Source organism: Roseovarius sp. D22-M7 (genome assembly GCF_037083785.1).
Classification (GTDB): Bacteria; Pseudomonadota; Alphaproteobacteria; order Rhodobacterales; family Rhodobacteraceae; genus Roseovarius.
On the sequence record NZ_JBAPKY010000004.1, the window covers coordinates 135,703 to 159,701 of the forward strand.

A 23,999-nucleotide genomic window follows, 5' to 3' on the forward strand; every position below is an offset into this window, starting at 1 on the left:
ATGACAAACGCAGACTTCCTCAAATCCCAGCTACCCGATCCGGTAGAGCGCGCCGATCTCGACGTCACCGGCCCCGGTCGCTTCTACAACCGCGAGCTCAGCTGGCTTGGCTTCAACTGGCGCGTGCTGGAAGAGGCGCAGAACCCGCGTGTGCCGCTTCTCGAACGGTTGCGCTTCCTGTCGATCTCGGCGACGAACCTCGACGAATTCTACAATGTCCGGGTCGCGGGCCTGCGCGAACTGGCCAAGGCGGGCAACACCACGCCGGCCGCCGACGGCCTCACCCCGAGCGAGCAGCTGGTGCTGATCAACGAGAACGCCCGCCACCTTCTCGAACAGCAGCGCGTCACCTTCGAGGGCCTGCGCCGCGAGATGGAGGCCGAGAACATCACGATCCTTGATCACCGCTCGATCGACGCCGCGGATCGCGAGATGCTGGGCGATTTCTTCCTGCACGAGGTTTTCCCGATCCTGTCGCCGCTGGCCATCGACCCCGCGCATCCCTTCCCCTTCATCCCCAATCTCGGCTACAGCCTCGCCCTGCAGATGGAGCGCAAGTCCGACAAGCGCCCGCTTCAGGCGCTGTTGCCGATCCCGCACCAGATCGACCGCTTCATCGCCCTGCCCGCGGCCGAGGGCAGCTTTCGCTTCCTGCCGCTGGAAGAACTGCTGCTGCTGCACCTCGACAGCCTCTTTCCCGGCTACCGGTATGTCGGGCATTGCGGTTTCCGCGTGCTGCGCGACAGCGATCTCGAGGTCGAGGACGAGGCCGAGGACCTGGTGCGCGAATTCGAGGTGGCGCTGAAACGCCGGCGCCGCGGCGAGGTGGTGCGCATGAACATCTCGACCGGCGCGCCCGAGGCGCTGCGCCGCGTCATCATGGAGGAACTGCACGTCATCCCCGACGAGGTGGTCGAGGTCAACGGCATGATCGGGCTGGCCGACCTCAAGGAACTGGTGCTCGACCAGCGGCCCGACCTGCTGTGGTCGTCCTTCACGCCGCGTGTGCCGGAACGCGTACAGGATCATGACGGCGACATGTTCGCGGCGATCCGCCAGAAGGACATGCTGCTGCACCACCCCTACGAGACCTTCGACATGGTCGTGCGCTTCCTGCAACAGGCGGCGCGCGACCCGCATGTGCTGGCGATCAAGCAGACGCTCTATCGCACCTCGCGCAACTCGCCCATCGTCGAGGCGCTGTGCGAGGCCGCCGAAGAGGGGAAATCCGTCACCGCGCTGGTCGAGCTGAAGGCGCGCTTCGACGAGGCCGCCAATATCCGGCAGTCGCGGCGGCTGGAGCGCGCCGGTGCGCACGTGGTCTACGGCTTCCTCGATCTCAAGACCCATGCCAAGATCTCGACCGTGGTCCGGCGCGAGGGCCGCTCGCTGGTCACCTACACCCATTACGGCACCGGCAACTACCACCCGATTACCGCACGCATCTATACCGATCTCAGCTTCTTCACCTGCGATGCCAAGCTCGGGCGCGATGCCACCAAGGTGTTCAACTATCTCTCGGGCTACGCCCAGCCCGACAGCCTGGAAAATCTCGCGATCTCGCCGCTGACGCTGAAATCCCGGCTGATCGAGCTGATCGAGCGCGAGGCCGGACATGCCCGCGCCGGCAAACCGGCGGCGATCTGGGCCAAGATGAACTCGCTGATCGAACCGGACGTGATCGACGCGCTCTACGCGGCCTCCGAGGCCGGCGTGCGGATCGATCTGGTGGTGCGCGGCATCTGCGGGCTGCGGCCCGGCATCAAGGGGATGTCGGGCAACATCCGCGTGAAATCCATCGTCGGCCGGTTCCTGGAACACTCGCGCATCGTGTGTTTCGGCAATGGCGCGGGGCTGCCCTCGAAAAAGGCGCGGGTGTTCATCTCGTCGGCCGACTGGATGGGGCGCAACCTCGCCCGCCGGGTCGAAACGCTGGTCGAGATCGAGAACCCCACCGTCAAGGCGCAGATCGTGTCACAGGTGATGGCGGCCAACATGGCCGATGTCGCGCAAAGCTGGGTGATGGCGCCCGATGGCACCTTCTCGCGGGCGGCCCGGCCGGAGGGCGAGTTCGCCTTCAACTGCCACCGCTTCTTCATGGAGAACCCGTCGCTGTCGGGCCGCGGCTCGGCCGGCGCGTCGGACGTGCCCAAGCTGACCCATACTGACGATTGACAGCGCCGGGGCGCGGCCCGATCCTGCGCGCGGCAACGGCCGTCGCCGATGCGACGCGCAGCGCGGAAACAACAGCCGGGCGATTGACCCGCACGTGACCTTGACGCATAGACGCACCACCAGCGACGGGGGGCACATGGACGGCACGCACGATCCCGCGGAACCCGATGGCGGCCCGTTCGGCCGTCCGCTCTTCGACAGCCCCACGGCGCGGGCGCTCAGCCGCGTGGGCGTCGTCGATGTCGGTTCGAACTCGGTGCGTCTCGTGGTCTTCGACGGCGCGGCCCGCAGCCCCGCCTATTTCTACAACGAGAAGATCATGTGCGCGCTCGGCGCGGGCATGTCAGAAACCGGGCGGCTCAACCCGCGCGGGCGCGAACGCGCGCTCGCCGCGCTGGAACGCTTCGAGATGCTGTCGCGCGGCATGGATACCGGCCCGCTCGTCACCGTGGCCACCGCGGCGGTGCGCGACGCCGAGGACGGGCCGGATTTCTGCGACGAGGTCGAACGCCGCACCGGGCTGCGCCTGTGGGTGATCGACGGCCCGCAAGAGGCCCGACTGTCGGCGCAGGGTGTGCTGCTGGGCTGGCCGGGCTCTTACGGGCTGGTCTGCGACATCGGCGGCTCGTCGATGGAGCTGGCGGCGGTCGAGGGCGGCAAGGTGGGCACCTGCCTCTCGTCCTCGCTGGGTCCGTTCAAGCTTGCCGATATCAAGGGCGGCAAGAAGGGACGAAAGGCGCATATCCGCCGCACCCTGGACGCGATGCGCGCGGAACTCGGCGAACAGAAGAACCGGCTGTTCCTGGTCGGCGGCTCATGGCGCGCCATCGCGCGCATCGACATGGCCCGGCGCAAGTACCCGCTTTCGGTGCTGCACGAATACCGCATGACCCAGGCCGACCTGCGCGCCACGATCAAGCTGATCGAGACCACCGACCCCGACACCCTCCGGTCGCGCTCGGGCGTGTCGTCAAGCCGGATCGCGCTGGTGCCGCTCGCCGCCGAGGTGTTGCGCGAGGTGCTCAAGACCTTCCATCCCCGCGACATCGCGGTGTCGAGCTACGGCATTCGCGAGGGGCTGCTCTACGGCCAGATGCCGCAGCTTCTGCGCGACCGCGACCCGCTGATCGAGGCCTGCCGCTTTGCCGAATACAAGGATGCCCGCCTGCCCGGCTTCGGCAAGGTGATCTATCACTTCCTGCAACCGATCTTCAAATCCTTCGGGCCCGAACGCCGGCGCATCATCCGCGCGGCGTGCCTGTTGCACGATGTCAGCTGGCGCGCCCATCCCGATTACCGTGCCGAGGTCTGTTTCGACAACGCCACGCGCGCCAATCTCGGCGGGTTGAAACATTCCGAACGGGTGTTCCTGGGGCTGTGCCTGCTGCACCGCTACGCCAACAAGCGCGACAACAGCCGGTTTTCGGACATGAGCAGCCTGCTGACCGAGCGCGACTGCCACGACGCCGAGGTCGTGGGCAAGGCGATGCGCTTCGCGGCGATGCTGTGGCTGAAAAAGGACGCCCAACTGGGCGAATTGCGCTGGTTTCCCAAGAAGAAGGTGCTGGAACTTCGCCTGTCGAAAGAGGCCGCGCCGCTCTTCGGCGAGGTGGCAGAGGCGCGGTTTCGCGCACTTGCCAGCGCGCTCGGCGCCGAGGCTACGGTGCGCTGACGCGCGCACCGGCTCATCGCGTCAGATCTCGATCTCGCCCTCCGGCAAGGGCGCGTCGGGGCTTGTCTCGGGCGCATCCTCCGGGGTCTTGCGCCGCAGGATGATGTCGCCGTTGGGCAGCACTTCGGGCGCATGATAGGCGCTCAGATCGCCGGCCTTCTCCATCAGGTCGCGCAAGGCCGGCCCCATTTCCTCGACGAAGTCGCGCAGCGCCGGCTCCATCTCCTCGGCCTGATCGCGCAGGGTCTCCAGCGCCGGGCCCATCTCGCGCTGAAAGCCCTCCCAGAACAGCCGCGCGCCTTCCTGCATCAGCGACTGTCCGTTCTCCTCGGGGGTTTCCTGCGTCACCGCCGGGCTGGCCCCCAGCATCAGCGAGGTGGCCGCGGCAAGGATCATGTGCGTGTGTCTCATAAGCGATATCTAGGTCCGCCCCACGGGCATTTTAAGCCCCCGCGCGCTCAATTCGCGTGTTTGCCGGTGCGGCGATCCTCGTTGATCTCCTCCCAGGCGCGATTGATGTCGGTCAGGCGCTTCTCGGCCAGCTTGACGGCCTCTTGCGGCACGCCGCGCGCCTGCATCCGGTCGGGGTGGCACTCGCGCACCATGTTGCGCCAGACCTTGCGGATCTCGTCCATCGGCATGTCGGACCGCACCCCGAGGACCGCGTAGGGATCGGGCGGCGCATCCGCCACGAACCGCGCGCGCACCGCCCGGAACGAGGCCTCGTCCAGCCCGAAGATCTCGGCCACGCGCGACAGGAACGCATCCTCGTCGGGATGATAATCACCGTCGGCCACGGCGATATGGAACAGCCCTTCGAGAAGATTGCACAGCGTCTCGCTCTGCTCGTCGAACATCCGCCCGATTCGCTGCGCGTATTCCTCGAACCCCGCCACGTCCTGCCGCGCGAGGTTGAAGACCCGCGCCGCGTTGTCCTCCTCGCCGGGATCGATGCGGAAGACCTCGCGAAACGCCGTCACCTCGTCGCGGGTCACGAGGCCGTCGGCCTTGGCCATCTTCGCCGCCAGCGCGATCACCGCGATGGTGAACGCGACACTGCGCTCGGGCGGGGTGCGCAGACGGTCGAAAACGGTGCTCAGGCTTTCGCCCTTGGCAAGCGCCTGCAAGGCCTCCGAGATGCGGGTCCAGATCGTCATTGCGAAATCCTATCGTGGATCGGTGTCTCTGTCAGCGCAAACCGTCACAGCCGCTTGTGCATTAACACGAGGTCCATCCAGCGGCCGAATTTCCGTCCCGCCTCAGGCAGGCGGCCACCCTCCTCGAAACCTATGGCGCGGTGAAAGGCCAGCGCGGACGCGTTCTCGCCGCTCACCGCCGCGACAAGCAGATGCACACCCCGGGCGCGCGCCTCGTCCTCCAGCCGCCGCATCAGCGCGCGGCCCACGCCGCGCCCCTGCGCCCCCGGCGACAGGATCACCGAATGCTCGGCGGTATGCAGGTAACCGGGCCCGTCGCGAAACGACCCGTAACTCGCGAATCCCAGGACCGCGCCCGCATCCTCGGCGACCAGGAACGCGTCGCCGCGCTCGGCGATCACGGCGGCAAGACCGTCAGCCGTCTTTTCAACGCTTGTAAAGGTGGCGCCCGTGTCGCGGATCAGCGGGTTCCAGATCTCCAGGATCGCCGGCACATCCGCCGCGCACCCCGGGCGGATCCTCATTCCAGCACCCTCGGGCCGTGCGGCGTGGCGATCTCGGCCCGCAGCCCCGGCGCGCCCGGCTCGAAGACCATGCGCGGATCCGCCAGATCGCGCAATTCCACCATCAGGGCCGCAGCCTCGGGATGCGCCACGACCAGCCGCTCCAGCCGCGCGCCGGATGCGGGCAGGCGTTCGGACGGATGGCCGCCCGCCTGCCACTCGATCAGCGCCGGAAAGCAGTTATCGAGGGGCAGGACCCCGTCGCCGGGCACCGCCATCCGCCAGCGCAGATCGCCGCGCGCCAGATCCACCGGCGCGCCCGCTGCCGGGTGCCGCGCCAGTGCAGCGTCGAGATCGTCCACCGCGCAGATCCAGTTCGCCAATCGCGGCCCTCCCGTAAACCGATCCAGATCGAACCAGCGCGGATATGGCGGCGCGGGCGCGCCCGCATCAACCGCGATCACCTCGAGGTAAAGCCCGCCTTCCAGTCCCAGAAGCAGGTTATGCGTGCCGAAATGCGCGTGCCGCCCCCCGTGCTGCAGGCGCAGTCCCAGCCGTTCCTCGACGACCGCGCGCCCTGCCTCGAGGCTTTCGGCAGCCACCGCCAGATGATCGAGCCGCATGGCCCCTCCTTCGTCTTTACCGACATACCCCGGCCGTGTCAGCCGCGCGCAGCCCGGATCAGATTCAGGATGTCCTGCGCCGCGTCGGGAATGTTGGTGCCCGGCCCGAAGATCGCCTTGACCCCGGCCTTCTTCAGGAACTCGTAATCCTGCTGCGGGATCACCCCGCCGCAGATCACGATGATGTCGCCCGCGCCCGCCTCCTCCAGCGCCTTGATCAGCCGCGGGGCAAGGGTCTTGTGGCCCGCGGCCTGGCTGCTGATGCCCACCACGTGCACATCGTTGTCGAGGGCGTCCTGCGCGGCCTCCTCGGGTGTCTGGAACAGCGGCCCGACATCGACGTCGAAGCCGATATCGGCAAAGGCGGTGGCAATCACCTTGGCGCCGCGATCGTGCCCGTCCTGCCCCATCTTGACGACCAGCATGCGCGGCCGCCGGCCTTCTTCCTCGGCGAAATCCTCGACCGATTTCTGGATCGCGGCAAAGCCGTCATCACCCTCGTAGGCCGCGCCGTAGACACCCGCCAGCGTGCGCACCTCGGCGCGGTGGCGGCCGAATTCCTTCTCCAGCGCGGTGCTGATCTCGCCCACCGTGGCGCGGGTGCGCGCGGCCTCGACCGCCGCGTCCAGGATATTGCCGCCCTCAGCAGCGCGGCGCGTCAGCTCGTCGAGCGCGGCGTCGCAGGCGGCCTGGTCGCGATCCGCCCGAATGCGTTCCAGCTTGACGATCTGCGCCTTGCGGACCTTCTCGGTGTCGACGTCGAGGATGTCGATCGGGTCCTCGTGATCCTTGCGATACTTGTTGACGCCGACGATCACCTCCTGGCCGCGATCGATCATCGCCTGCCTTGTCGCCGCGGTCTCCTCGATGCGCAGCTTGGGCATGCCGCTCTCGACGGCGCGGGTCATGCCGCCCATCTCCTCGACCTCGTCCATCAGTTCCCACGCCTTTTCGGCAAGGTCATGGGTCAGCTTCTCGACGTAATACGAGCCCGCCAGCGGATCGACGACATTGGTCACGCCGGTCTCCTCCTGCAGGATCAGCTGGGTGTTGCGCGCGATCCGGGCCGAGAAATCGGTGGGTAGCGCCATCGCCTCGTCGAGCGCGTTGGTGTGCAAGGACTGCGTGCCGCCCAGCACCGCGCTCATCGCCTCGTAGGCGGTGCGCACGACGTTGTTGTAGGGGTCCTGTTCCTGCAGGCTGACGCCGCTGGTTTGGCAATGGGTGCGCAGCATCTTCGACTTCTCGGACTTCGCGTCGAACTCGGTCATGATGCGGTGCCACAGCAGGCGCGCGGCGCGAAGCTTGGCAGCCTCCATGAAGAAATTCATGCCGATCGCGAAGAAGAAGGACAGGCGCGGCGCGAAGCTGTCGACATCCATGCCGGCCTCGATCGCGGCCTTCACGTATTCGCGCCCGTCGGCCAGCGTGTAGGCCAGTTCCTGCACCAGGTTCGCGCCCGCCTCCTGCATGTGGTAGCCCGAGATCGAGATCGAGTTGAAGCGCGGCATGTGCTCGGCCGTATAGGCGATGATGTCGCTGATGATCTGCATCGAGGGCGCGGGCGGGTAGATATAGGTGTTGCGCACCATGAATTCCTTCAGGATGTCGTTCTGGATGGTACCTGCCAGCACCGACTTGTCGTGGCCCTGCTCCTCGCCGGCGACGATGAAGCTTGCCAGCACCGGGACAACCGCGCCGTTCATGGTCATCGACACCGACACCTTGTCGAGGGGGATGCCGTCGAACAGGATCTTCATGTCCTCGACCGAATCGATGGCGACCCCGGCCTTGCCGACATCGCTTTCGACGCGCGGGTGGTCGCTGTCATAGCCGCGATGCGTGGCCAGATCGAAGGCCACCGAGACCCCCTGCTGCCCCGCGGCCAGGTTGCGGCGGTAGAAGGCGTTGGATTCCTCGGCGGTCGAGAACCCGGCATATTGCCGGATGGTCCAGGGCCGGCCGGCATACATCGTCGCCTTGACGCCGCGGGTGAAGGGCGCGGCACCGGGGAGGGTGCCCATATGCGGCAGGTCCGCCACATCTTCTTCGGTATAGAGCGGCTGCACCTCGATCCCTTCGAGGGTGCGCCATGTCAGATCCTCCAGCGGCCGCCCGCGCAGCTCGGTCTCGGCGATCTTGCGCCAGTCATCCTTCTTCGATGCCATGTCCTTGTCCTTTCGTCATGCGGCCGGTCGGGCGGGTCCCTGCCCAGCCTCGTCCGGTGCGGGTTCCCATGTCAAATGCGCGGGTCGAATGGACGCGCCCGGGCTGCGGCCCACATGCGTCGTCATCGGATCGACATTTTTTCACATCCGGCGGTATTCTTTCTTTCGCAATCCCACGAGCAGAGCCTATATCCCGGGCAACAGGAGAGATCATGAAATACGCCTTGTCACTTGTTTTCGCGGCATTCGCCGCGGTCGCGCAGGACGCGGACGAGAAACCGGTGGACGACATGATCGTCAGCGCCGAAGACGTGGAACTGGACTCGTTCCGCTGGGTCAAGCGGCCGCTCGTCGTGTTCGCCGACACCCCCAACGATCCGCGCTTCAACGAGCAGATGGAATACCTGCGGGACGGGATCTCGGCGCTGCGGGCGCGCGACGTGATCGTGATCACCGATACCGATCCGTCGGCACAGACGGATGTGCGCCGCGAGTTGCGTCCGCGCGGGTTCGGCCTCGTGCTGGTCGGCAAGGATGGCACGATCCAGTTGCGCAAGCCCACGCCCTGGGCGATTCGCGAGCTCACCCGCTCGATCGACAAGCTTCCGGCGCGACAGCAGGAACTGCGCGAGCGCGGCACCGGAAGCTGAACGCGCGCCCGCATCACCTCGCCCCCTGAACGGCGATCAGCAGGCGCGCATCGCCTGGCATCAGGATCAGAGTGCCGCTCTCGGCATGCCACGCCATGACGGCACCCGGCCGGCTCAGCGCGCGGATGAAAACGTCCTCGCTGCGCGCATCCATGCAGTCGCGCGCCTCGAGCCCGGCGCGCCGCATCGCCATGCCGGTGCCGCGGTCATGCCCGGCCATGGCGAGCATTGCCGTATCCGCGCCGCGCCCCGCCACGATCAGCGCCGCGGCCCCGCGCCGCGCGATCTCGCGGTGCATCTGCACGACATCACCCATCAGCGGCAGCGCCGACTTGACGTCCCGCGCGACCACCTCGTAAAGGCCCACGGCACAGCCGCGCCGCGCCTCGAAGGCAAGCGTTTCGCCCAGTGAGAACCACGGCTCCAGCCGCGCGCGCTGCACCTCAGCCTCCTCGCGCGCGCACCCCGCCAGAAGAAGGAGCGCGGCCAGACAGGCCAACGGCCAGACCACCGGCACGTGGCTATGTTGGGCGGCAGGCCTCATCCCTCACTCGAACTCCATGATGACGTCGTCCACCGCCAGGCTGTCGCCCGGGCCGGCATTGACCCGCGCGACGACGGCGCGGCGTTCGGCGCGCAGGATGTTCTCCATCTTCATCGCCTCCACGGTGCATAACGGCTGGCCTTCCTGCACTTCCTCGCCGGGCTCGACATTGACCTTGACGATCAGCCCCGGCATCGGACAGAGAAGCATCTTCGAGGTGTCAGGCGGCAGCTTGTCGGGCATCAGTGCCGCCAGTTCGGCCTGCCGCGGCGTGCGCACATGCACCTTCAGGTCGGCGCCGCGCGACCGGATGCGGAAGCCCTGCGTGATCTTGCCGACCTTCAGCACCAGCGGCCGACCATCGACATCGATCCGCGCCAGCTGATCGCCGGGGGTCCAGTCGCTCGTCACCCGCAGGTTGGTGCCGTCGCGGAAGCGCACATCGGCGCCCGCGCGGTCGGCGTCGACGGTCACTTCGTGGCTCTCGCCCTGCAGGCTGACCACCCAGTCGGCGCCCACGTGGCGCTCGTGATTGTCCATCCGCCCGGAGATCCGCGTGCGCCGGATCTCGGCGATCCGGTGCATCGCGGCGCAACTCGCGGCGATCCGGCGCAGCACGTCGCCGGGCAGCTCCACGCCGTGAAAGCCCTCGGGATATTCCTCGGCGATGAAGGCGGTGGTCATCTCGCCGGCGGCGAATTTCGGATGGTCCATCACCGCGCTCAGGAAGGGCAGGTTGTGCCCGATCCCCTCGACCTCGAAGGCATCCAGCGCGTTGCGCATCCCCTCGATCGCCGCGGCGCGCGTCGGCCCCCAGGTGCACAGCTTGGCGATCATCGGGTCGTAATACATGCTGATCTCGCCGCCCTCGAAGACGCCGGTATCGTTGCGCACGACCGCGCCCTCGACATCCAGCTCCTGCGGCGGGCGGTAGCGCGTCAGCCGCCCGATCGAGGGCAGAAAGCCGCGATACGGATCCTCGGCATAAAGCCGGCTTTCCATCGCCCAGCCGTTCAGCGTCACATCCGCCTGGCTGAAGGGCAGCGCCTCGCCGGCCGCCACGCGGATCATCTGCTCGACCAGATCGACCCCGGTGATCAGCTCGGTCACCGGGTGCTCGACCTGAAGCCGGGTGTTCATTTCGAGGAAATAGAAGTTCCGGTCGCCATCGACGATGAATTCCACGGTGCCGGCGCTGGTGTAATCCACGGCCTGCGCCAGCGCCACCGCCTGCTCGCCCATCGCGCGGCGGGTCTCCTCGTCGAGGAACGGGCTCGGCGCCTCCTCGATGACCTTCTGGTTGCGGCGCTGGATCGAGCATTCGCGCTCGCCCAGGTAGATGCCGTTGCCGTGGCCGTCGCAGATCACCTGGATCTCGATATGGCGCGGCTGCGTGACGAACTTCTCGATGAAGATGCGGTCGTCGCCGAAACTGCTCGCCGCCTCGTTCTTCGAGCTCTGAAAGCCCTCGCGCGCCTCGTCGTCGGTCCAGGCGATGCGCATGCCCTTGCCGCCGCCCCCCGCAGAGGCCTTCAGCATCACCGGGTAGCCGATCTCGTTCGAGATCTTCACCGCCTCCTCGGCATCCTCGATCAGGCCCATGACGCCCGGCACGGTGTTCACCCCGGCCTCCTTGGCGATCTTCTTCGAGGTGATCTTGTCGCCCATCGCCTCGATCGCCTTCACGGGCGGCCCGATGAACGCCACGCCCTCGGCCTCGAGCGCCTTGGCGAATTTCGGGTTCTCGCTGAGAAACCCGTAGCCCGGATGCACCGCCTCGGCACCGGTCTGGCGGATCGCGTCCATCACCTTGTCGATGACGATGTAGCTTTCATTGGCCGCCGGCGGGCCGATCCGCACCGCCTCGTCGGCGATCCGCACATGCAGCGCATCGCGATCCGCGTCGGAATAGATCGCCACCGTCGCGATGCCCATCTTGCGCGCGGTCTTGATCACACGGCAGGCGATCTCGCCGCGGTTGGCGATCAGGATCTTCTTGAACATGCTTTCGGTCCCTCTTGAAACATGGCGAAAGGTGCGCGGGCGCGGCGGCGCGGGGCTGCGGCCGGGGCAAGTGCGATGGGCGGGTTGGCGAACGTCATTCGCCCTCGCCCTCGAAAATCTCGGGGAAACTGGCGCGCGCGGCGGCCACATCCAGCACCAGCCGCGCCTCGTAGCTTTCGGGATCGAACGGGTCGTCGGCGGGCTTGATCTCGCGCCCGAACAGCCAGCTCAGCCGGCCGGCATCGAGATTGCCGCGCTCGAACGGGGCCTCGCCGAAACAGTCCCAGATGGCGCGCAGGAACGCGGCATCGGCGCGCTTGTCGGCGGGCCGGCGATCGCGGTAGCGCGGTCGGGCGACAAGCGGCGTGGCCCCCTTGGCGTTCGCGCGGCGAATGGTGAACTGGAAATCGGTGCCCGGCAGACGGCCGGGAAACCCGCGATGCTTCAACATGAGACCCCCCGCAAAGGCATGTGGGGCAGGAAGCGGCGCGGCATGCAGCACTCTGTCAGGCTGCACGGGTGCGGGCTGTGAATGGCCGGGGCAGGCAAGCACGCCCGCCCCGGCGCAACCCCGAAGGGCTTAGTTGTACTTGCCGGTCGGCTCCGGCTCGGTCGTGATCGGCTCGGGCTCGACCACCACGAACTCTTCTTCGGCCTGTTGTGCACATGCTGCGACAAAGGCCACGAGGCCGATGGCGATAACGCTCTTGAGTGTGTTCGACATGTAGTACTCCTGTCTCTCGTTCTTTCGACGTAAAACGCGCGAAGGCTTGGCGCCAGCGCGCACCATTTGGGCGAGTCTAAGATCACCTGTTTGTGACCGTCGCGCACGCTAGCCGAATTTACAAGGCTTGAACACGGGGTTTGCGCAATCGCCCGGCGCTGTGTCCGCAAAGCCGCAGTTCCGGTATCCCCCGGCCCCCGCACGGCAAGCTGCTGTGGTCTCATCAAAACATTTCCCATCTGCATGTACCGGCCTCGGGGCGGAACGACTCGAAGACCTGCACCACATCCGCGTCCCGCACCCCGAAGGTCGACGGCCGGTCGGCCAGCGAGATCACCACCCGGGCGGGTTGCGGGCCCATATCCGCGATCCGCGGCAGCGCGTATTCCGTACACAGCCATTCGAGATCCGTGGAGACCTGATCGAACGCCGCCTCGTCCGCGTCGAAGCCGCGCGCGACGAAGCGGAAGCGGTAAATCAGCCCGGTGCCCGCGCCGCGGTCGCGCAGCACCTCTTGCGGCCGCGCCTCCAGCCCCGAGGGCAGGCGCAGCGCGTCGTCTTGCGCCAAGGCGGCGTTCGGCAGCAGGACGGCCGCCGCCGCCGCCTTGATTATGCCGCTCATCGCGCGGACCCGGTCCAGCGCGCCACCCGCGCCGGATCCTGCAACAACGCGGCGATCCGAGCCTCCGCGGCCCCGCGGGCAAACCGCGCCGCCACCGCGCCACCGGCCTTGACGCGCAATCCGCCCGCCACGCGCCACACCTGCACCGCCGGCGCAAAGCCGCGCAGGTCCTGCAACTCGCGCCACATGTCCTGGCGCAGCCGGTGCGCGACCCGGGTCCGCGACGCCTCGGGCAGATCCTGCTCGACGGCCAGGTCGAACCGCACCGGCAATCGCCGCGCCACCGTCAGCGCGCCGTCCTCGTCGATCACATGCCAGCGGTCGCGGCCCATCCATGCCTCCATCTGCGGTTTCTTCTGGCCCGGCATAGTCCGGGAAAGTCGCCCGTCACCGGTAACGGGGCAGTGCCCCCTCTCCCACGCCCCGAAAGCGCTCACAGCGGAATGTTGTCGTGTTTCTTCCAGGGCGTGGTCTTCTTCTTGCCGCGCAAGGACGCGAAGGCGCGGCTGACCCTGACCCTTGTGCTGCGCGGCTGGATCACCTCGTCGATGAAGCCGCGCTCTGCAGCCACAAAAGGATTGGCGAAGCGGTCCTCGTAGCTCTTGGTATGGGCAGCGATCTTCTCGGGGTCGCCCAGATCGCCGCGATAGATGATCTCGGTCGCGCCCTTGGCCCCCATCACCGCGATCTCCGCGGTGGGCCAGGCATAGTTGAAATCGCCGCGCAGGTGCTTCGAGGACATCACCACGTAGGCCCCGCCATAGGCCTTGCGGGTGATCACCGTGACCTTCGGCACCGTCGCCTCGCCATAGGCGAACAGCAGCTTCGCGCCGTGCTTGATGACCCCGCCATATTCCTGCCCGGTGCCGGGCAGGAAGCCGGGCACGTCCACCAGCGTCAGGATCGGGATCTCGAACGCGTCGCAAAACCGCACGAAGCGCGCCGCCTTGCGCCCGCTGTCGATATCGAGACAGCCGGCCAGCACCATCGGCTGGTTGGCCACCACGCCCACCGTCTGGCCCTCCAGCCGTATGAAGCCGGTGATCATGTTCTTGGCGAATTCGGCCTGGATCTCGTAGAAGTCGCCCTCGTCGGCCACCTTGTGGATCAGTTCCTTCATGTCGTAGGGCATGTTGGGATTGTCGGGGATCAGCGTGTCGAGGCTGTCCTCGACGCGGCCGGGCCGGTCGAAGAACGGCCGCTTGGGGGGCTTCTCGCGATTGTTCAGCGGCAGGAAATCGACCAGCCGGCGCACCTCGGCCAGCGCTTCGACATCGTTGTCGAAGGCCGCGTCGGCGACCGAGGACTTGCGCGTATGGGTCAGCGCGCCGCCCAGCTCCTCGGCGGTCACCTGTTCGTTGGTCACGGTGCGCACCACGTCAGGCCCGGTCACGAACATGTAGCTGCTGTCCTTCACCATGAAGATGAAATCGGTCATCGCCGGCGAATAGACCGCGCCGCCCGCACAGGGCCCCATGATCACGCTGATCTGCGGCACCACGCCCGAGGCCTCGATGTTGCGCTGGAACACCTCGCCATATCCCGCGAGGCTGTCGACGCCCTCCTGGATGCGCGCCCCGCCCGAATCGTTGATGCCGACCACCGGCGCACCGTTTTCCACGGCCATGTCCATGATCTTGCAGATCTTCTGGGCATGGGTGGCGCTGACCGACCCGCCCAGCACGGTGAAATCCTGGCTGAAGACATAGACCTGCCGGCCGTTGATGGTGCCCCAGCCGGTCACCACCCCGTCGCCGTAGGGGCGGTTCTTCTCCATCCCGAAATCGTTGCAGCGATGGGCCACGAACATGTCGAATTCCTCGAAGCTGCCCTCGTCGAGCAGAAGCTCGATGCGCTCGCGCGCGGTCAGCTTGCCGCGCCCGTGCTGCGCCTCGATCCGCGCGGCGCCGCCACCCAGCCGCGCATCGGTCCGGCGGCTCTCAAGCTCTTCCAGGATATCCTTCATGGTGCTCCCCCTGTCTGTGATTGACGAAGCATAGAGGTTGCACCCGCAGAGGCCAAACAGAATTCGGCAAATTTGCAAACTGCTGCGAAGCAGTGATTGAATACCCGCAAATCCGCTAATTGCGCGACGTCATGCCGATCGCGCGATCGCGGCTGATGGACAGTCCCCGACGCCCGGCATATCGTTGCTGTGATGACATCAGACCCGCATGTCCGCTACCTGGACCAGGCCACGCCGCCGCATATCTCGACGCTGATCCTGCTGGCCGGGATGGCGGCGCTGGCGATGAACATCTTTCTGCCCTCGCTGCCGGGCATGGTCGCGCATTTCGAGACGGAATACCGCCTGATCCAGCTTTCGGTGGCCCTCTACCTTGGCGTGAACGCGGCGCTGCAGGTGGTGATCGGGCCAATCTCGGACCGCTGGGGGCGCCGGCCGGTGATCCTGTGGGGGGTGGGCATCTTCATCGCGGCGACGCTTGGCTGTCTCGTGGCGCCGAACGTCTACGTCTTCCTGACCTTCCGCATGATACAGGCCAGCGTGGTGGTGGCGATGGTGCTGTCGCGCGCCATCGTGCGGGACATGGTGCCGCAGGACCGCGCGGCGTCGATGATCGGTTACGTGACCATGGGCATGGCGGTGGTGCCGATGATCGGCCCGGCGATCGGCGGCGTCCTCGACGAGGCGTTTGGCTGGCAGGCCAATTTCTGGGCGCTGCTGCTGCTCGGCGTGGCGCTTTTCGCGCTGTGCTGGCGCGACCTGGGCGAAACCGCGCCGCTGTCGGGGCGCACCATGGTGCAGCAATTCCGCGACTATCCCGCGCTGCTGACCTCGCGCCGCTTCTGGGGCTACGCGCTGGCGGCGGGGCTGTCCTCGGGGTCGTTCTTCGCCTATCTCGGCGGCGCGCCCTTCGTGGGCGACCAGGTGTTCGGCCTCGCCCCGGCGCTGCTGGGGGTGCTGTTCGGTGCGCCGGCGATCGGGTATTTCCTTGGTAATTTCGCCTCGGGGCGGTTCTCGGTGCGGTTCGGCGTCAACCGCATGGTGCTGTGGGGCACGCTGTTCAACGCCGGCGGCATCGGCGCGAACGTGGCGCTCTTTCACTGCGGGTTCGGCTCGCCGCTGGTGTTCTTCGGGCTGATGACCTTCATGGGGCTCGGCAACGGCATGGTGATCCCCAACGCCACCGCCGGCGCACTGTCGATCCGGCCCGATCTGGCGGGCACGGCGAGCGGGCTGTCGGGCGCGATGATGATCGGCCTCGGCGCGGCGCTGTCGGCGGTGGCCGGTGCGTGGCTGACACCGGGAACCGGGGCGCTGATGCTCTTGTGGATCATGTTCCTGACCGGGCTGGCGGCGGTGATCACCATCGCGCTGGTCATCCGCCGCGAGCGGCGGCTGGCGCTGCTGGCCTGACGAAAACGATGATCTGACGGCGAAAGGAGGTCCGATGACCGCGACACCGGAGCGGCGAAACCTGATCACCGACGTGGCGGGGCTGCGCGTCGGCAACGCCACCGATGACACGCTGCGCAGCGGGGTCACGGTGCTGACCGCCGACGCGCCCTTCACCGCCGGCGTGCATGTCATGGGCGGCGCGCCCGGCACCCGCGAGACCGACTTGCTGGCCCCCGACCACGTGGTGCAGGAGGTCGACGCGCTGGTACTGTCGGGCGGCTCGGCCTTCGGGCTCGACGCGGCCTCGGGCGTGGCCGAAGGGCTGCGCGCGGCCGGGCGCGGCTTTGCCGTGGGGGCGGCAAAGGTGCCCATCGTGCCGGCGGCGATCCTGTTCGATCTGCTGAACGGCGGCCGCCACGACTGGTCCGAGAATCCCTACAAGGCGTTGGGGCGCGAAGCCTTTGACGCCGCCGCGCCCCAATTCGAGATCGGCAGCACCGGCGCCGGCAGCGGGGCGACCACCGCGAGTTTTCGCGGCGGGCTCGGCTCTGCCTCGGCGGTACTGCCGGACGGCGCGACCGTCGGCGCGCTGGTGGCGGTCAACGCGCTCGGCTCGGCGACGGTGGGTGACGGCCCGCATTTCTGGGCCGCGCCGTTCGAGGTCGGGGCCGAGTTCGGCGGCCTCGGCCCCGACCCGCGCGGCGGCGACCCGATCGCGGCGCCCACGAAACTGGCGCGTCACGCCAATACCACGCTCGGCATCGTCGCCACCGACGCGGCGCTCTCGAAGACGCAATGCACGCGGCTGGCCACCGCGGCGCATGACGGCTTTGCGCGCGCGCTGGTGCCGTCGCACACGCTGATGGACGGCGACCTGGTCTTCGCCGCGTCCACCGGCGCGCGGCCCGCCCCCGACATCGCCGGCCAGGTCCTGCTGGGACACGCCGCGGCCTGCGTGGTGGCGCGTGCCATCGCCCGCGCGATCTTCGCGGCGCAGCCTGCCCCGGATGGCATGCCCCCTGCCTGGCAATCGCGCTTCGGCTGAGCGGCAAATCCCGCCAGAATCCCCTTGCGGAGGCCCGCCTCGGCGCGTATATCTCCCACATCAGCGGCGCTTTCGGGTCCACTCCGAAAGTCCCACCGGAGAGTGTGACGGGCCGCGTGCCCGTTTTTTTATGTCTGGAACCATGACCAACGATCTGATCGCCAAGGCCGCCCTCGACCGCCGCATCGCCGAAATCATCACCCCGGTGATCGAGGATATGGGGTTCGAACTGGTGCGCGTGCGGCTGATGGGCGGCAAGACGCCGCTGCTGCAGATCATGGCCGACAAGCCTATGGGCGGCATCGAGGTGGACGATTGCGGCGATATCAGCACCGCAATCAGCGCGGTGCTCGATGTCGAGGAGCCGATCACCGACCAGTACACGCTCGAGGTCTCGAGCCCCGGCATCGACCGCCCGCTGACGCGGATCAAGGATTTCGAGGCCTTCGAGGGCTACGAGGCCAAGCTGGAAACGGCCGAACAGGTCGGCGGGCGCAAGCGCTTCAAGGGCGTGCTCGCCGGGATCGACGACACCGAGGTGCTGATCAATGTCGACGAGGGCACGATCGGGCTGCAATTCGACTGGCTGAGCGACGCCAAGCTGATCCTGACCGACGATCTGATCCGCGAGATGCTGCGGCAGCGCAAGGCGGCGGGCGTCATCGACGACGCCACGCCCAACGACACAGAAACCGAACGCGGTTCCGAGGAGGACTGACACCATGGCTATCACATCGGCCAACCAGCTCGAGCTGCTGCAGACCGCGGAAGCGGTGGCGCGCGAGAAGATGATCGACCCGTCCCTCGTGGTCGAGGCGATGGAGGAAAGCCTCGCCCGTGCCGCCAAGTCGCGCTACGGCGCCGAAATGGACATCCGCGTCAAGATCGACCGCAAGACCGGGCGCGCCACCTTCACCCGCGTCCGCACCGTGGTCGAGGACGACGAGGTCGAGAACTACCAGGCCGAACTGACCGTCGAGCAGGCCAGGCAATATCTCGAGAACCCATCGGTCGGCGACACGATCACCGAAGAGGTGCCGCCCGTCGAAATGGGCCGGATCGCCGCGCAAAGCGCCAAGCAGGTGATCCTGCAACGCGTCCGCGAGGCCGAGCGCGACCGCCAATACGAGGAATTCAAGGATCGCGCGGGCACCATCATCAACGGCATCGTGCGCCGCGAGGAATACGGCAACGTGATCGTCGATGTCGGCGCCGGCGAAGGCATCCTGCGCCGCAACGAGAAAATCGGCCGCGAGGCCTACCGCCCCAACGACCGCATCCGCTGCTACGTCAAGGACGTGCGCCGCGAACAGCGCGGGCCGCAGATTTTCCTGTCGCGCACCGAACCGCAATTCATGGCGGAACTGTTCCGCATGGAAGTCCCCGAGATCTATGACGGCATCATCGACATCAAGGCCGTGGCCCGCGATCCCGGCAGCCGCGCCAAGATCGCGGTGATCAGCCATGACAGCAGCATTGACCCGGTCGGCGCCTGCGTCGGCATGCGCGGCAGCCGCGTGCAGGCCGTGGTCAACGAGCTTCAGGGCGAGAAGGTCGACATCATCCCGTGGAACGAGGATCAGGCGACCTTCCTCGTCAACGCGCTGCAGCCTGCAGAGGTCTCCAAGGTGGTGATCGACGAGGACGCGCAGAGCATCGAGGTGGTGGTCCCCGAGGACCAGCTGTCGCTGGCCATCGGCCGGCGCGGCCAGAACGTGCGGCTGGCCAGCCAGTTGACCGGTCTCGACATCGACATCATGACAGAGGCCGAGGACAGCGAACGCCGCCAGAAGGAATTCGAAGAGCGCACGCAGCTCTTCATGGACACGCTCGACCTCGACGAATTTTTTGCGCAGCTTCTGGTCGCCGAGGGTTTCACGACGCTTGAAGAGGTCGCATATGTCGACCAGGGCGAGCTTCTGGTGATCGACGGCGTCGATGACGAGACGGCGGCGGAATTGCAGGCCCGGGCCCGCGACGTGCTCGACGCCAAGACCGCCGAGGCTCTCGCAAAGGCCCGCGAACTGGGCGCTGAGGACAGCCTGATCGAATTCGAGGGGCTGACCCCGCAGATGGTGCAGGCGCTGGCCGAGGACGACGTCAAGTCGCTCGAGGATTTCGCGACCTGCGCGGATTGGGAACTCGCCGGCGGCTGGACCACGGTCAATGGCGAGCGCGTGAAGGACGATGGCCTGCTGGAGAAATTCGACGTCTCGCTCGAAGAGGCGCAAACCATGGTGATGACCGCGCGGGTGATGCTCGGCTGGGTGGATCCCGACGATCTGCACACCGATACCGAGTCGTCCGACGACGACGAAGCGGAGGTCGAGGCCTGATTTATCAGGTCTCGGAAGGCACATGATGGGGCGCGGCGGGCAACCCAAGGATCGCACTGACGGTCCGGAGCGCAAATGCATCGCCACGGGCGAGGTGCAGCCGAAGCACGGCCTCATACGCTTCGTGATCGGCCCCGAGGGCCAGGTCGCGCCGGATCTGGCCGAGAAACTGCCGGGGCGCGGCATCTGGGTGTCGGCGGACCGCGCGGCGCTGGACAAGGCGGCAGGCAAACGCCTCTTCTCGCGCGCCGCGAAACAGGCGGTCACCGTCCCCGAGGGGCTGACCGATCAGGTCGAGACGCTGCTTGCGGCGCGCGTGATCAACCTCATCAGCCTCGCGCGCAAGGGCGGCGGCGCGGTCTGTGGGTATGAAAAGGTCAAGGCGAAGCTGGCCGGCGAAGAGGCCCGTGTCCTGATCCAGGCCAGTGACGGCTCGGAGCGCGGAAAATCCAAGCTGAGCACGCCCTACCAGGGCGATTTCATCGGCTGGCTGACCGCCGCCGAACTGGGCCGCGCCTTTGGCCGACAAACCGTGATCCACGCCGCACTGGACGCTGGAGGTTTGTCGAAACGTGTTGTAGAGGACGCTGCAAGACTGAAGGGTCTGCGCGTCTCGGACGGCGAGACTGCGCGCCGGAAAGGAAAGTAGAAGCATGAGCGACAACGACGGAAAGAAACCTTTGGGCGTACGTGGCAGCGGATCCCGGCCGGGGAACGTGAAGCAGAGCTTCAGCCATGGCCGGACGAAGAACGTCGTGGTGGAAACCAAACGCAAGCGCGTCGTCGTGCCCAAACCCGCCTCCGGCGCGTCCGGGGGGACCGGCGCGGGCAGCGGCGGCACCGGCAAGTCCGGCGGTCAGTCCAGTTCCGCCAAGCGGCCCGCCGGCATTTCCGATGCCGAGATGGATCGCCGGATGAAGGCGCTTCAGGCGGCCAAGGCGCGCGAGGTCGACGAGGCCGCGCAGCGCGAGGCCGACGAGAAGGCCCGCGAGGAAGAACGCCAGCGCCGCCGCGAAGAGGCCGAGGCGAAAGAGCGCGAACAGCGCGAGGCCGAGGAGCGCGCCAAGCAAAAGGCCGAAGAGGACGCCCGCCAGAAGGCAGAGTCCGAAAAGGCCGACGCAGCCCCGGCCGAGCCCGAGCAGGCGCGCGCCTCCGAACCCGTCGAGGACCGCCAGGCGCCGCCGAAACAGGCACCTGCGTCGCGCAAGCGCGAGGACGACGCCAAGACCAAGGGCAAGGGCAAGGGCCGTGGCGGCGAGGATGCCCGCCGCGGCGGCAAGCTGACGCTCAACCAGGCGCTGTCGGGCGGCGAAGGCGGCCGGCACAAGTCCATGGCCGCGATGAAGCGCAAGCAGGAACGCGCCCGGCAAAAGGCCATGGGCGGTGCGCAGGACCGCGAGAAGGTCGTGCGCGACGTGCAGCTGCCGGAAACCATCGTGGTCTCGGAACTAGCCGGCCGCATGGCCGAGCGCGTCGGCGACGTCGTCAAGGCACTGATGCAGAACGGCATGATGGTCACCCAGAACCAGTCGATCGATGCCGACACCGCCGAACTGATCATCGAGGAATTCGGCCACCGCGTCGTGCGCGTCAGTGACGCCGATGTCGAGCAGGTGATCGAGGCGGACGAGGACTCGCCCGAATCGCTGAAACCGCGCCCGCCGGTGGTCACCATCATGGGCCACGTGGATCACGGCAAGACCTCGCTTCTGGATGCCATCCGGAACGCCAAGGTGCAATCCGGCGAGGCCGGCGGCATCACCCAGCATATCGGGGCCTACCAGGTCACCACCGATAGCGGGTCGGTGCTCAGCTTCCTCGACACGCCGGGCCACGCCGCCTTCACCTCGATGCGCTCGCGCGGGGCGCATGTGACGGATATCGTGGTGCTGGTGGTCGCCGCCGATGACGCGGTGATGCCGCAGACCATCGAGGCGATCAACCACGCCAAGGCCGCCAAGGTGCCGATGATCGTGGCGATCAACAAGGTCGATCTGCCCGCCGCCGATCCCGACCACGTGCGTGCCGACCTGCTTCGCCAGGAAGTCGTCGTCGAGGCGATGTCGGGCGACGTGCAGGATGTCGAGGTTTCGGCGGTCACCGGCCAGGGCCTCGAGGAACTGCTCGAGGCGATCGCGCTGCAGGCCGAGATCCTGGAACTGAAAGCCAACCCCGACCGCGCCGCCGAAGGCGCCGTGATCGAGGCGCAGCTCGACGTGGGCCGCGGCCCCGTGGCCACCGTGCTCGTCCAGAAGGGTACCTTGCGCCGCGGCGACATCTTCGTCGTGGGCGAGCAGTACGGCAAGGTCCGCGCGCTCATCAACGACCGCGGCGAACGCGTCGAAGAGGCCGGGCCCTCGGTCCCGGTCGAGGTCCTGGGTCTCAACGGCACGCCAGAGGCCGGCGACGTCCTCAACGTGGTCGAGGCCGAGGCGCAGGCGCGCGAGATCGCCGAATACCGCGCCAACGCCGCCAAGGAGAAGCGCGCGGCCGCCGGTGCCGGCACCTCGCTGGAACAGCTTCTGGCCAACGCCAAGGCGACCGAGAACCTCAAGGAACTGCCGATCGTCGTCAAGGCCGACGTGCAGGGCTCTGCCGAGGCGATCGTGCAGGCGGTCGAGAAGATCGGCAATGACGAGGTGCGCGTGCGCGTGCTGCATTCCGGCGTTGGCGCGATCACCGAATCCGACATCAACCTCGCAGAGGCGTCGGGCGCCCCGGTGATCGGCTTCAACGTTCGCGCCAACGCTCCGGCGCGCAACAGCGCCAATCAGAAAGGCGTCGAGATCCGCTACTATTCGGTGATCTACGACCTCGTGGACGACGTGAAGGCGGCCGCAAGCGGCCTGCTCGGCTCTGAAATCCGCGAGAAGTTCATCGGCTACGCGAAGATCATGGAGGTCTTCAAGGTCACACGCGTCGGCAAGGTCGCCGGCTGCCTCGTCACCGAAGGCGTCGCGCGCCGCTCGGCCGGCGTGCGCCTGCTGCGCGACGACGTGGTGATCCACGAAGGCACGCTGAAGACGCTCAAGCGCTTCAAGGACGAAGTGTCCGAGGTCATCTCGGGTCAGGAATGCGGCATGGCGTTCGAGAATTACGAGGACATCCGCGAAGGCGACGTCATCGAGATCTTCGAGCGCGAGGAGTTCACCCGCAGCCTCGCGTGACACCGGCCGCGACGGACGAAACCGCAAAAAGGGCAGCCCGGACGGGCTGCCCTTTGTCATGTGCAGGTCGCGAGTGCGTGCCTCCCGGCCGGAGCGCCGACAGGGCGCCCCGGGACGATCGTTCAGGCGGCGGGGATCGAGATCGCCCGCGCCGCTGCGCCGTCACGGGCACCGTAATGGCCCAGAACGCGCGCCGCGCATTCGGCGCCCATGCGCCCGGCCTCGCTCACCGGACGGCCCAGGGCTAGCCCGCCGAGAAACCCGCTGGCAAAAGCATCGCCCGCGCCGGTTGTGTCCAGCACGCGCGGCACCTTGACCGCCTCGACGCGGTAGCGCCCGGTCGCATCGGCCACCAGCGCGCCCTTGTCATGCTCGGTGACGGCGGCGATGCCGACATGGCACAGCGCCCAGTCCATCGCGGCCTCGGAAGCGTCCTGACCTGCCAGCGCGCCGATTTCGACATGATTGCCGATCAGGATATCGGCATGCTGCGCGATGAAGTTCAGCATCACGTCGCGATTGCGCTCGACGCAGCCGGCATCCGACGGCGTCATCGCCACCTTGGCGCCCGCCGCCTTGGCGGCCTGCGCGGCGGTCTCGATCACCGCCGCGCCCTGCGGCGCGTCCCAGAGATACCCCTCGACGAACAGCGTGTCGAACTGCGCCGGCATCACATCCGCCAGGTCCGAGGGTTTCAGCGTGACGGCAGCCCCCAGATAGGTGCTCATCGTGCGCTCGCCATCCGGCGTGACCAGCACGACGCAGCGCCCGGTGCCGGTCTCGCCCGCCGGGCCGGGCGCGATCGGCGCGTCGATGCCCATGGCGCGCATCTCCTCGGCGAAGGTGGTGCCAAGGTCGTCCTGGGCCGTCTTGCCCAGGTAGGTGCCCGACAGCCCTAGATCGGTCAGATGCGCCATGGAGTTGGCGACCGAGCCGCCCGACTGGCGCACGCCGGGGCCGACCTCCTCGAAAAGCGTCTGGGCGGCGGCGGCATCGACCAGATGCATGCCGCTGGCGGTCAGGCCGTGACGCGCGATCACGTCCGGCGCGACCGCGGCGACCACATCGACCAGCGCGTTGCCGACGCCCACGATATGCGGTGTCTTGGTGTTCATCACATGCCTCTCAATATCTGTACTGATCGGGTTTGAAGGGGCCTTCGGGTTTGACGCCGATATAGGCGGCCTGTTCGGGGTCGAGTTCGGTCAGGCGGACGCCGATGCGCTCGAGATGCAGGCGGGCGACCTT

General features: G+C 67.4%; 23 protein-coding genes. 9 read left to right on the forward strand and 14 right to left on the reverse strand.

Features of this window, described 5'->3' with window-relative positions; all coding sequences use genetic code 11:
• Entirely contained in the window at nt 1–2,175 is a 2,175-nt protein-coding gene (locus tag V8324_RS03565) for an RNA degradosome polyphosphate kinase (protein WP_336418543.1), read from the forward strand.
• 136 nt (nt 2,176–2,311) lie between these two features.
• On the forward strand, nt 2,312–3,847 hold the full coding sequence (locus tag V8324_RS03570; RefSeq protein WP_336418544.1) for a Ppx/GppA family phosphatase: 1,536 nt from the start codon (nt 2,312–2,314) through the stop codon (nt 3,845–3,847).
• 21 nt (nt 3,848–3,868) lie between these two features.
• Here the strand turns inward: V8324_RS03570 and V8324_RS03575 are convergent, their stop codons facing one another.
• The 5 genes from V8324_RS03575 to scpA are packed head-to-tail and all read right to left on the reverse strand — an operon-like array spanning nt 3,869 to nt 8,298.
• Nucleotides 3,869–4,258: a hypothetical protein gene (locus tag V8324_RS03575; RefSeq protein WP_336418545.1), complete on the reverse strand. Its 390-nt coding sequence runs from the start codon at nt 4,256–4,258 to the stop codon at nt 3,869–3,871.
• Nucleotides 4,259–4,305: 47 nt separating this feature from the next.
• On the reverse strand, nt 4,306–5,004 hold the full coding sequence (locus V8324_RS03580; RefSeq protein ID WP_336418546.1) for a molecular chaperone DjiA: 699 nt from the start codon (nt 5,002–5,004) through the stop codon (nt 4,306–4,308).
• A 44-nt stretch (nt 5,005–5,048) separates the two neighbouring features.
• The gene (locus tag V8324_RS03585; protein WP_336418547.1) at nt 5,049–5,528 is read right to left on the reverse strand and encodes a GNAT family N-acetyltransferase; all 480 of its coding nucleotides are present in this window, start codon (nt 5,526–5,528) and stop codon (nt 5,049–5,051) included.
• Nucleotides 5,525–6,130 (reverse strand): VOC family protein, encoded by a 606-nt coding sequence (locus V8324_RS03590; protein ID WP_336418548.1) that lies wholly within the window; start codon nt 6,128–6,130, stop codon nt 5,525–5,527. Before V8324_RS03590 ends, V8324_RS03585 begins: the two co-directional genes overlap by 4 nt.
• 38 nt (nt 6,131–6,168) lie before the next feature.
• Entirely contained in the window at nt 6,169–8,298 is a 2,130-nt protein-coding gene (scpA, locus tag V8324_RS03595) for a methylmalonyl-CoA mutase (protein WP_336418549.1), read from the reverse strand.
• A gap of 212 nt (nt 8,299–8,510) precedes the next feature.
• Here scpA and V8324_RS03600 point away from each other — a divergent pair, with 212 nt between their 5' ends.
• Nucleotides 8,511–8,948, forward strand: coding sequence for a DUF4174 domain-containing protein (locus V8324_RS03600; RefSeq protein WP_336418550.1), 438 nt, complete (start codon nt 8,511–8,513; stop codon nt 8,946–8,948).
• A gap of 13 nt (nt 8,949–8,961) precedes the next feature.
• Here the strand turns inward: V8324_RS03600 and V8324_RS03605 are convergent, their stop codons facing one another.
• The 7 genes from V8324_RS03605 to V8324_RS03635 all read right to left on the reverse strand — a co-directional run bounded on the left by V8324_RS03605 (nt 8,962) and on the right by V8324_RS03635 (nt 14,808).
• The gene (locus V8324_RS03605; protein ID WP_336418551.1) at nt 8,962–9,492 is read right to left on the reverse strand and encodes a hypothetical protein; all 531 of its coding nucleotides are present in this window, start codon (nt 9,490–9,492) and stop codon (nt 8,962–8,964) included.
• A gap of 3 nt (nt 9,493–9,495) precedes the next feature.
• On the reverse strand, nt 9,496–11,496 hold the full coding sequence (locus V8324_RS03610; RefSeq protein WP_336418552.1) for an acetyl/propionyl/methylcrotonyl-CoA carboxylase subunit alpha: 2,001 nt from the start codon (nt 11,494–11,496) through the stop codon (nt 9,496–9,498).
• A 94-nt stretch (nt 11,497–11,590) separates the two neighbouring features.
• Nucleotides 11,591–11,947, reverse strand: coding sequence for a hypothetical protein (locus tag V8324_RS03615; RefSeq protein ID WP_336418553.1), 357 nt, complete (start codon nt 11,945–11,947; stop codon nt 11,591–11,593).
• A 129-nt stretch (nt 11,948–12,076) separates the two neighbouring features.
• Nucleotides 12,077–12,220: a hypothetical protein gene (locus V8324_RS03620; protein WP_336418554.1), complete on the reverse strand. Its 144-nt coding sequence runs from the start codon at nt 12,218–12,220 to the stop codon at nt 12,077–12,079.
• A gap of 223 nt (nt 12,221–12,443) precedes the next feature.
• Complete coding sequence (locus V8324_RS03625) at nt 12,444–12,842, reverse strand: DUF6497 family protein (protein WP_336418555.1); 399 nt, start codon at nt 12,840–12,842, stop codon at nt 12,444–12,446.
• Nucleotides 12,839–13,186 (reverse strand): hypothetical protein, encoded by a 348-nt coding sequence (locus V8324_RS03630; RefSeq protein ID WP_336418556.1) that lies wholly within the window; start codon nt 13,184–13,186, stop codon nt 12,839–12,841. The genes V8324_RS03625 and V8324_RS03630 overlap by 4 nt, the downstream gene beginning before the upstream one ends.
• 89 nt (nt 13,187–13,275) lie before the next feature.
• Nucleotides 13,276–14,808, reverse strand: coding sequence for an acyl-CoA carboxylase subunit beta (locus V8324_RS03635; RefSeq protein ID WP_336418557.1), 1,533 nt, complete (start codon nt 14,806–14,808; stop codon nt 13,276–13,278).
• A gap of 192 nt (nt 14,809–15,000) precedes the next feature.
• Between V8324_RS03635 and V8324_RS03640 the strand changes: the two genes are divergently transcribed.
• From V8324_RS03640 to infB, 6 genes are all read left to right on the forward strand, one after another.
• Entirely contained in the window at nt 15,001–16,221 is a 1,221-nt protein-coding gene (locus V8324_RS03640) for a multidrug effflux MFS transporter (protein ID WP_336418558.1), read from the forward strand.
• A gap of 34 nt (nt 16,222–16,255) precedes the next feature.
• Nucleotides 16,256–17,248 (forward strand): P1 family peptidase, encoded by a 993-nt coding sequence (locus tag V8324_RS03645; protein WP_336418559.1) that lies wholly within the window; start codon nt 16,256–16,258, stop codon nt 17,246–17,248.
• A gap of 142 nt (nt 17,249–17,390) precedes the next feature.
• A complete protein-coding gene (rimP, locus tag V8324_RS03650) occupies nt 17,391–17,966 on the forward strand; it encodes a ribosome maturation factor RimP (protein WP_336418560.1) in 576 nt (191 codons plus the stop codon).
• 4 nt (nt 17,967–17,970) lie between these two features.
• Nucleotides 17,971–19,584 (forward strand): transcription termination factor NusA, encoded by a 1,614-nt coding sequence (gene nusA / locus V8324_RS03655; RefSeq protein ID WP_336418561.1) that lies wholly within the window; start codon nt 17,971–17,973, stop codon nt 19,582–19,584.
• 25 nt (nt 19,585–19,609) lie between these two features.
• Nucleotides 19,610–20,233, forward strand: a complete 624-nt coding sequence (locus tag V8324_RS03660; protein WP_336418569.1) for an RNA-binding protein — start codon at nt 19,610–19,612, stop codon at nt 20,231–20,233.
• Between the two features lie 4 nt (nt 20,234–20,237).
• Nucleotides 20,238–22,751, forward strand: coding sequence for a translation initiation factor IF-2 (gene infB, locus V8324_RS03665; RefSeq protein WP_336418562.1), 2,514 nt, complete (start codon nt 20,238–20,240; stop codon nt 22,749–22,751).
• A gap of 122 nt (nt 22,752–22,873) precedes the next feature.
• Here infB and V8324_RS03670 read toward each other — a convergent pair whose 3' ends face one another.
• Nucleotides 22,874–23,866, reverse strand: coding sequence for an adenosine kinase (locus tag V8324_RS03670; protein WP_336418563.1), 993 nt, complete (start codon nt 23,864–23,866; stop codon nt 22,874–22,876).
• 10 nt (nt 23,867–23,876) lie between these two features.
• Nucleotides 23,877–23,999 (reverse strand): adenosylhomocysteinase (locus tag V8324_RS03675; RefSeq protein ID WP_336418570.1); only part of this gene is annotated, 123 nt, incomplete at its 5' end.

Bases quoted from the DNA above. Each gene is read 5' to 3' on its own strand.
- V8324_RS03565 (WP_336418543.1), top strand. From the start codon at position 1: ATGACAAACGCAGACTTCCTCAAATCCCAGCTACCCGATCCGGTAGAG.
- V8324_RS03570 (WP_336418544.1), top strand. From the start codon at position 2,312: ATGGACGGCACGCACGATCCCGCGGAACCCGATGGCGGCCCGTTCGGC.
- V8324_RS03575 (WP_336418545.1), bottom strand. From the start codon at position 4,258: ATGAGACACACGCACATGATCCTTGCCGCGGCCACCTCGCTGATGCTG.
- V8324_RS03580 (WP_336418546.1), bottom strand. From the start codon at position 5,004: ATGACGATCTGGACCCGCATCTCGGAGGCCTTGCAGGCGCTTGCCAAG.
- V8324_RS03585 (WP_336418547.1), bottom strand. From the start codon at position 5,528: ATGAGGATCCGCCCGGGGTGCGCGGCGGATGTGCCGGCGATCCTGGAG.
- V8324_RS03590 (WP_336418548.1), bottom strand. From the start codon at position 6,130: ATGCGGCTCGATCATCTGGCGGTGGCTGCCGAAAGCCTCGAGGCAGGG.
- scpA (WP_336418549.1), bottom strand. From the start codon at position 8,298: ATGGCATCGAAGAAGGATGACTGGCGCAAGATCGCCGAGACCGAGCTG.
- V8324_RS03600 (WP_336418550.1), top strand. From the start codon at position 8,511: ATGAAATACGCCTTGTCACTTGTTTTCGCGGCATTCGCCGCGGTCGCG.
- V8324_RS03605 (WP_336418551.1), bottom strand. From the start codon at position 9,492: ATGAGGCCTGCCGCCCAACATAGCCACGTGCCGGTGGTCTGGCCGTTG.
- V8324_RS03610 (WP_336418552.1), bottom strand. From the start codon at position 11,496: ATGTTCAAGAAGATCCTGATCGCCAACCGCGGCGAGATCGCCTGCCGT.
- V8324_RS03615 (WP_336418553.1), bottom strand. From the start codon at position 11,947: ATGTTGAAGCATCGCGGGTTTCCCGGCCGTCTGCCGGGCACCGATTTC.
- V8324_RS03620 (WP_336418554.1), bottom strand. From the start codon at position 12,220: ATGTCGAACACACTCAAGAGCGTTATCGCCATCGGCCTCGTGGCCTTT.
- V8324_RS03625 (WP_336418555.1), bottom strand. From the start codon at position 12,842: ATGAGCGGCATAATCAAGGCGGCGGCGGCGGCCGTCCTGCTGCCGAAC.
- V8324_RS03630 (WP_336418556.1), bottom strand. From the start codon at position 13,186: ATGGAGGCATGGATGGGCCGCGACCGCTGGCATGTGATCGACGAGGAC.
- V8324_RS03635 (WP_336418557.1), bottom strand. From the start codon at position 14,808: ATGAAGGATATCCTGGAAGAGCTTGAGAGCCGCCGGACCGATGCGCGG.
- V8324_RS03640 (WP_336418558.1), top strand. From the start codon at position 15,001: ATGACATCAGACCCGCATGTCCGCTACCTGGACCAGGCCACGCCGCCG.
- V8324_RS03645 (WP_336418559.1), top strand. From the start codon at position 16,256: ATGACCGCGACACCGGAGCGGCGAAACCTGATCACCGACGTGGCGGGG.
- rimP (WP_336418560.1), top strand. From the start codon at position 17,391: ATGACCAACGATCTGATCGCCAAGGCCGCCCTCGACCGCCGCATCGCC.
- nusA (WP_336418561.1), top strand. From the start codon at position 17,971: ATGGCTATCACATCGGCCAACCAGCTCGAGCTGCTGCAGACCGCGGAA.
- V8324_RS03660 (WP_336418569.1), top strand. From the start codon at position 19,610: ATGGGGCGCGGCGGGCAACCCAAGGATCGCACTGACGGTCCGGAGCGC.
- infB (WP_336418562.1), top strand. From the start codon at position 20,238: ATGAGCGACAACGACGGAAAGAAACCTTTGGGCGTACGTGGCAGCGGA.
- V8324_RS03670 (WP_336418563.1), bottom strand. From the start codon at position 23,866: ATGAACACCAAGACACCGCATATCGTGGGCGTCGGCAACGCGCTGGTC.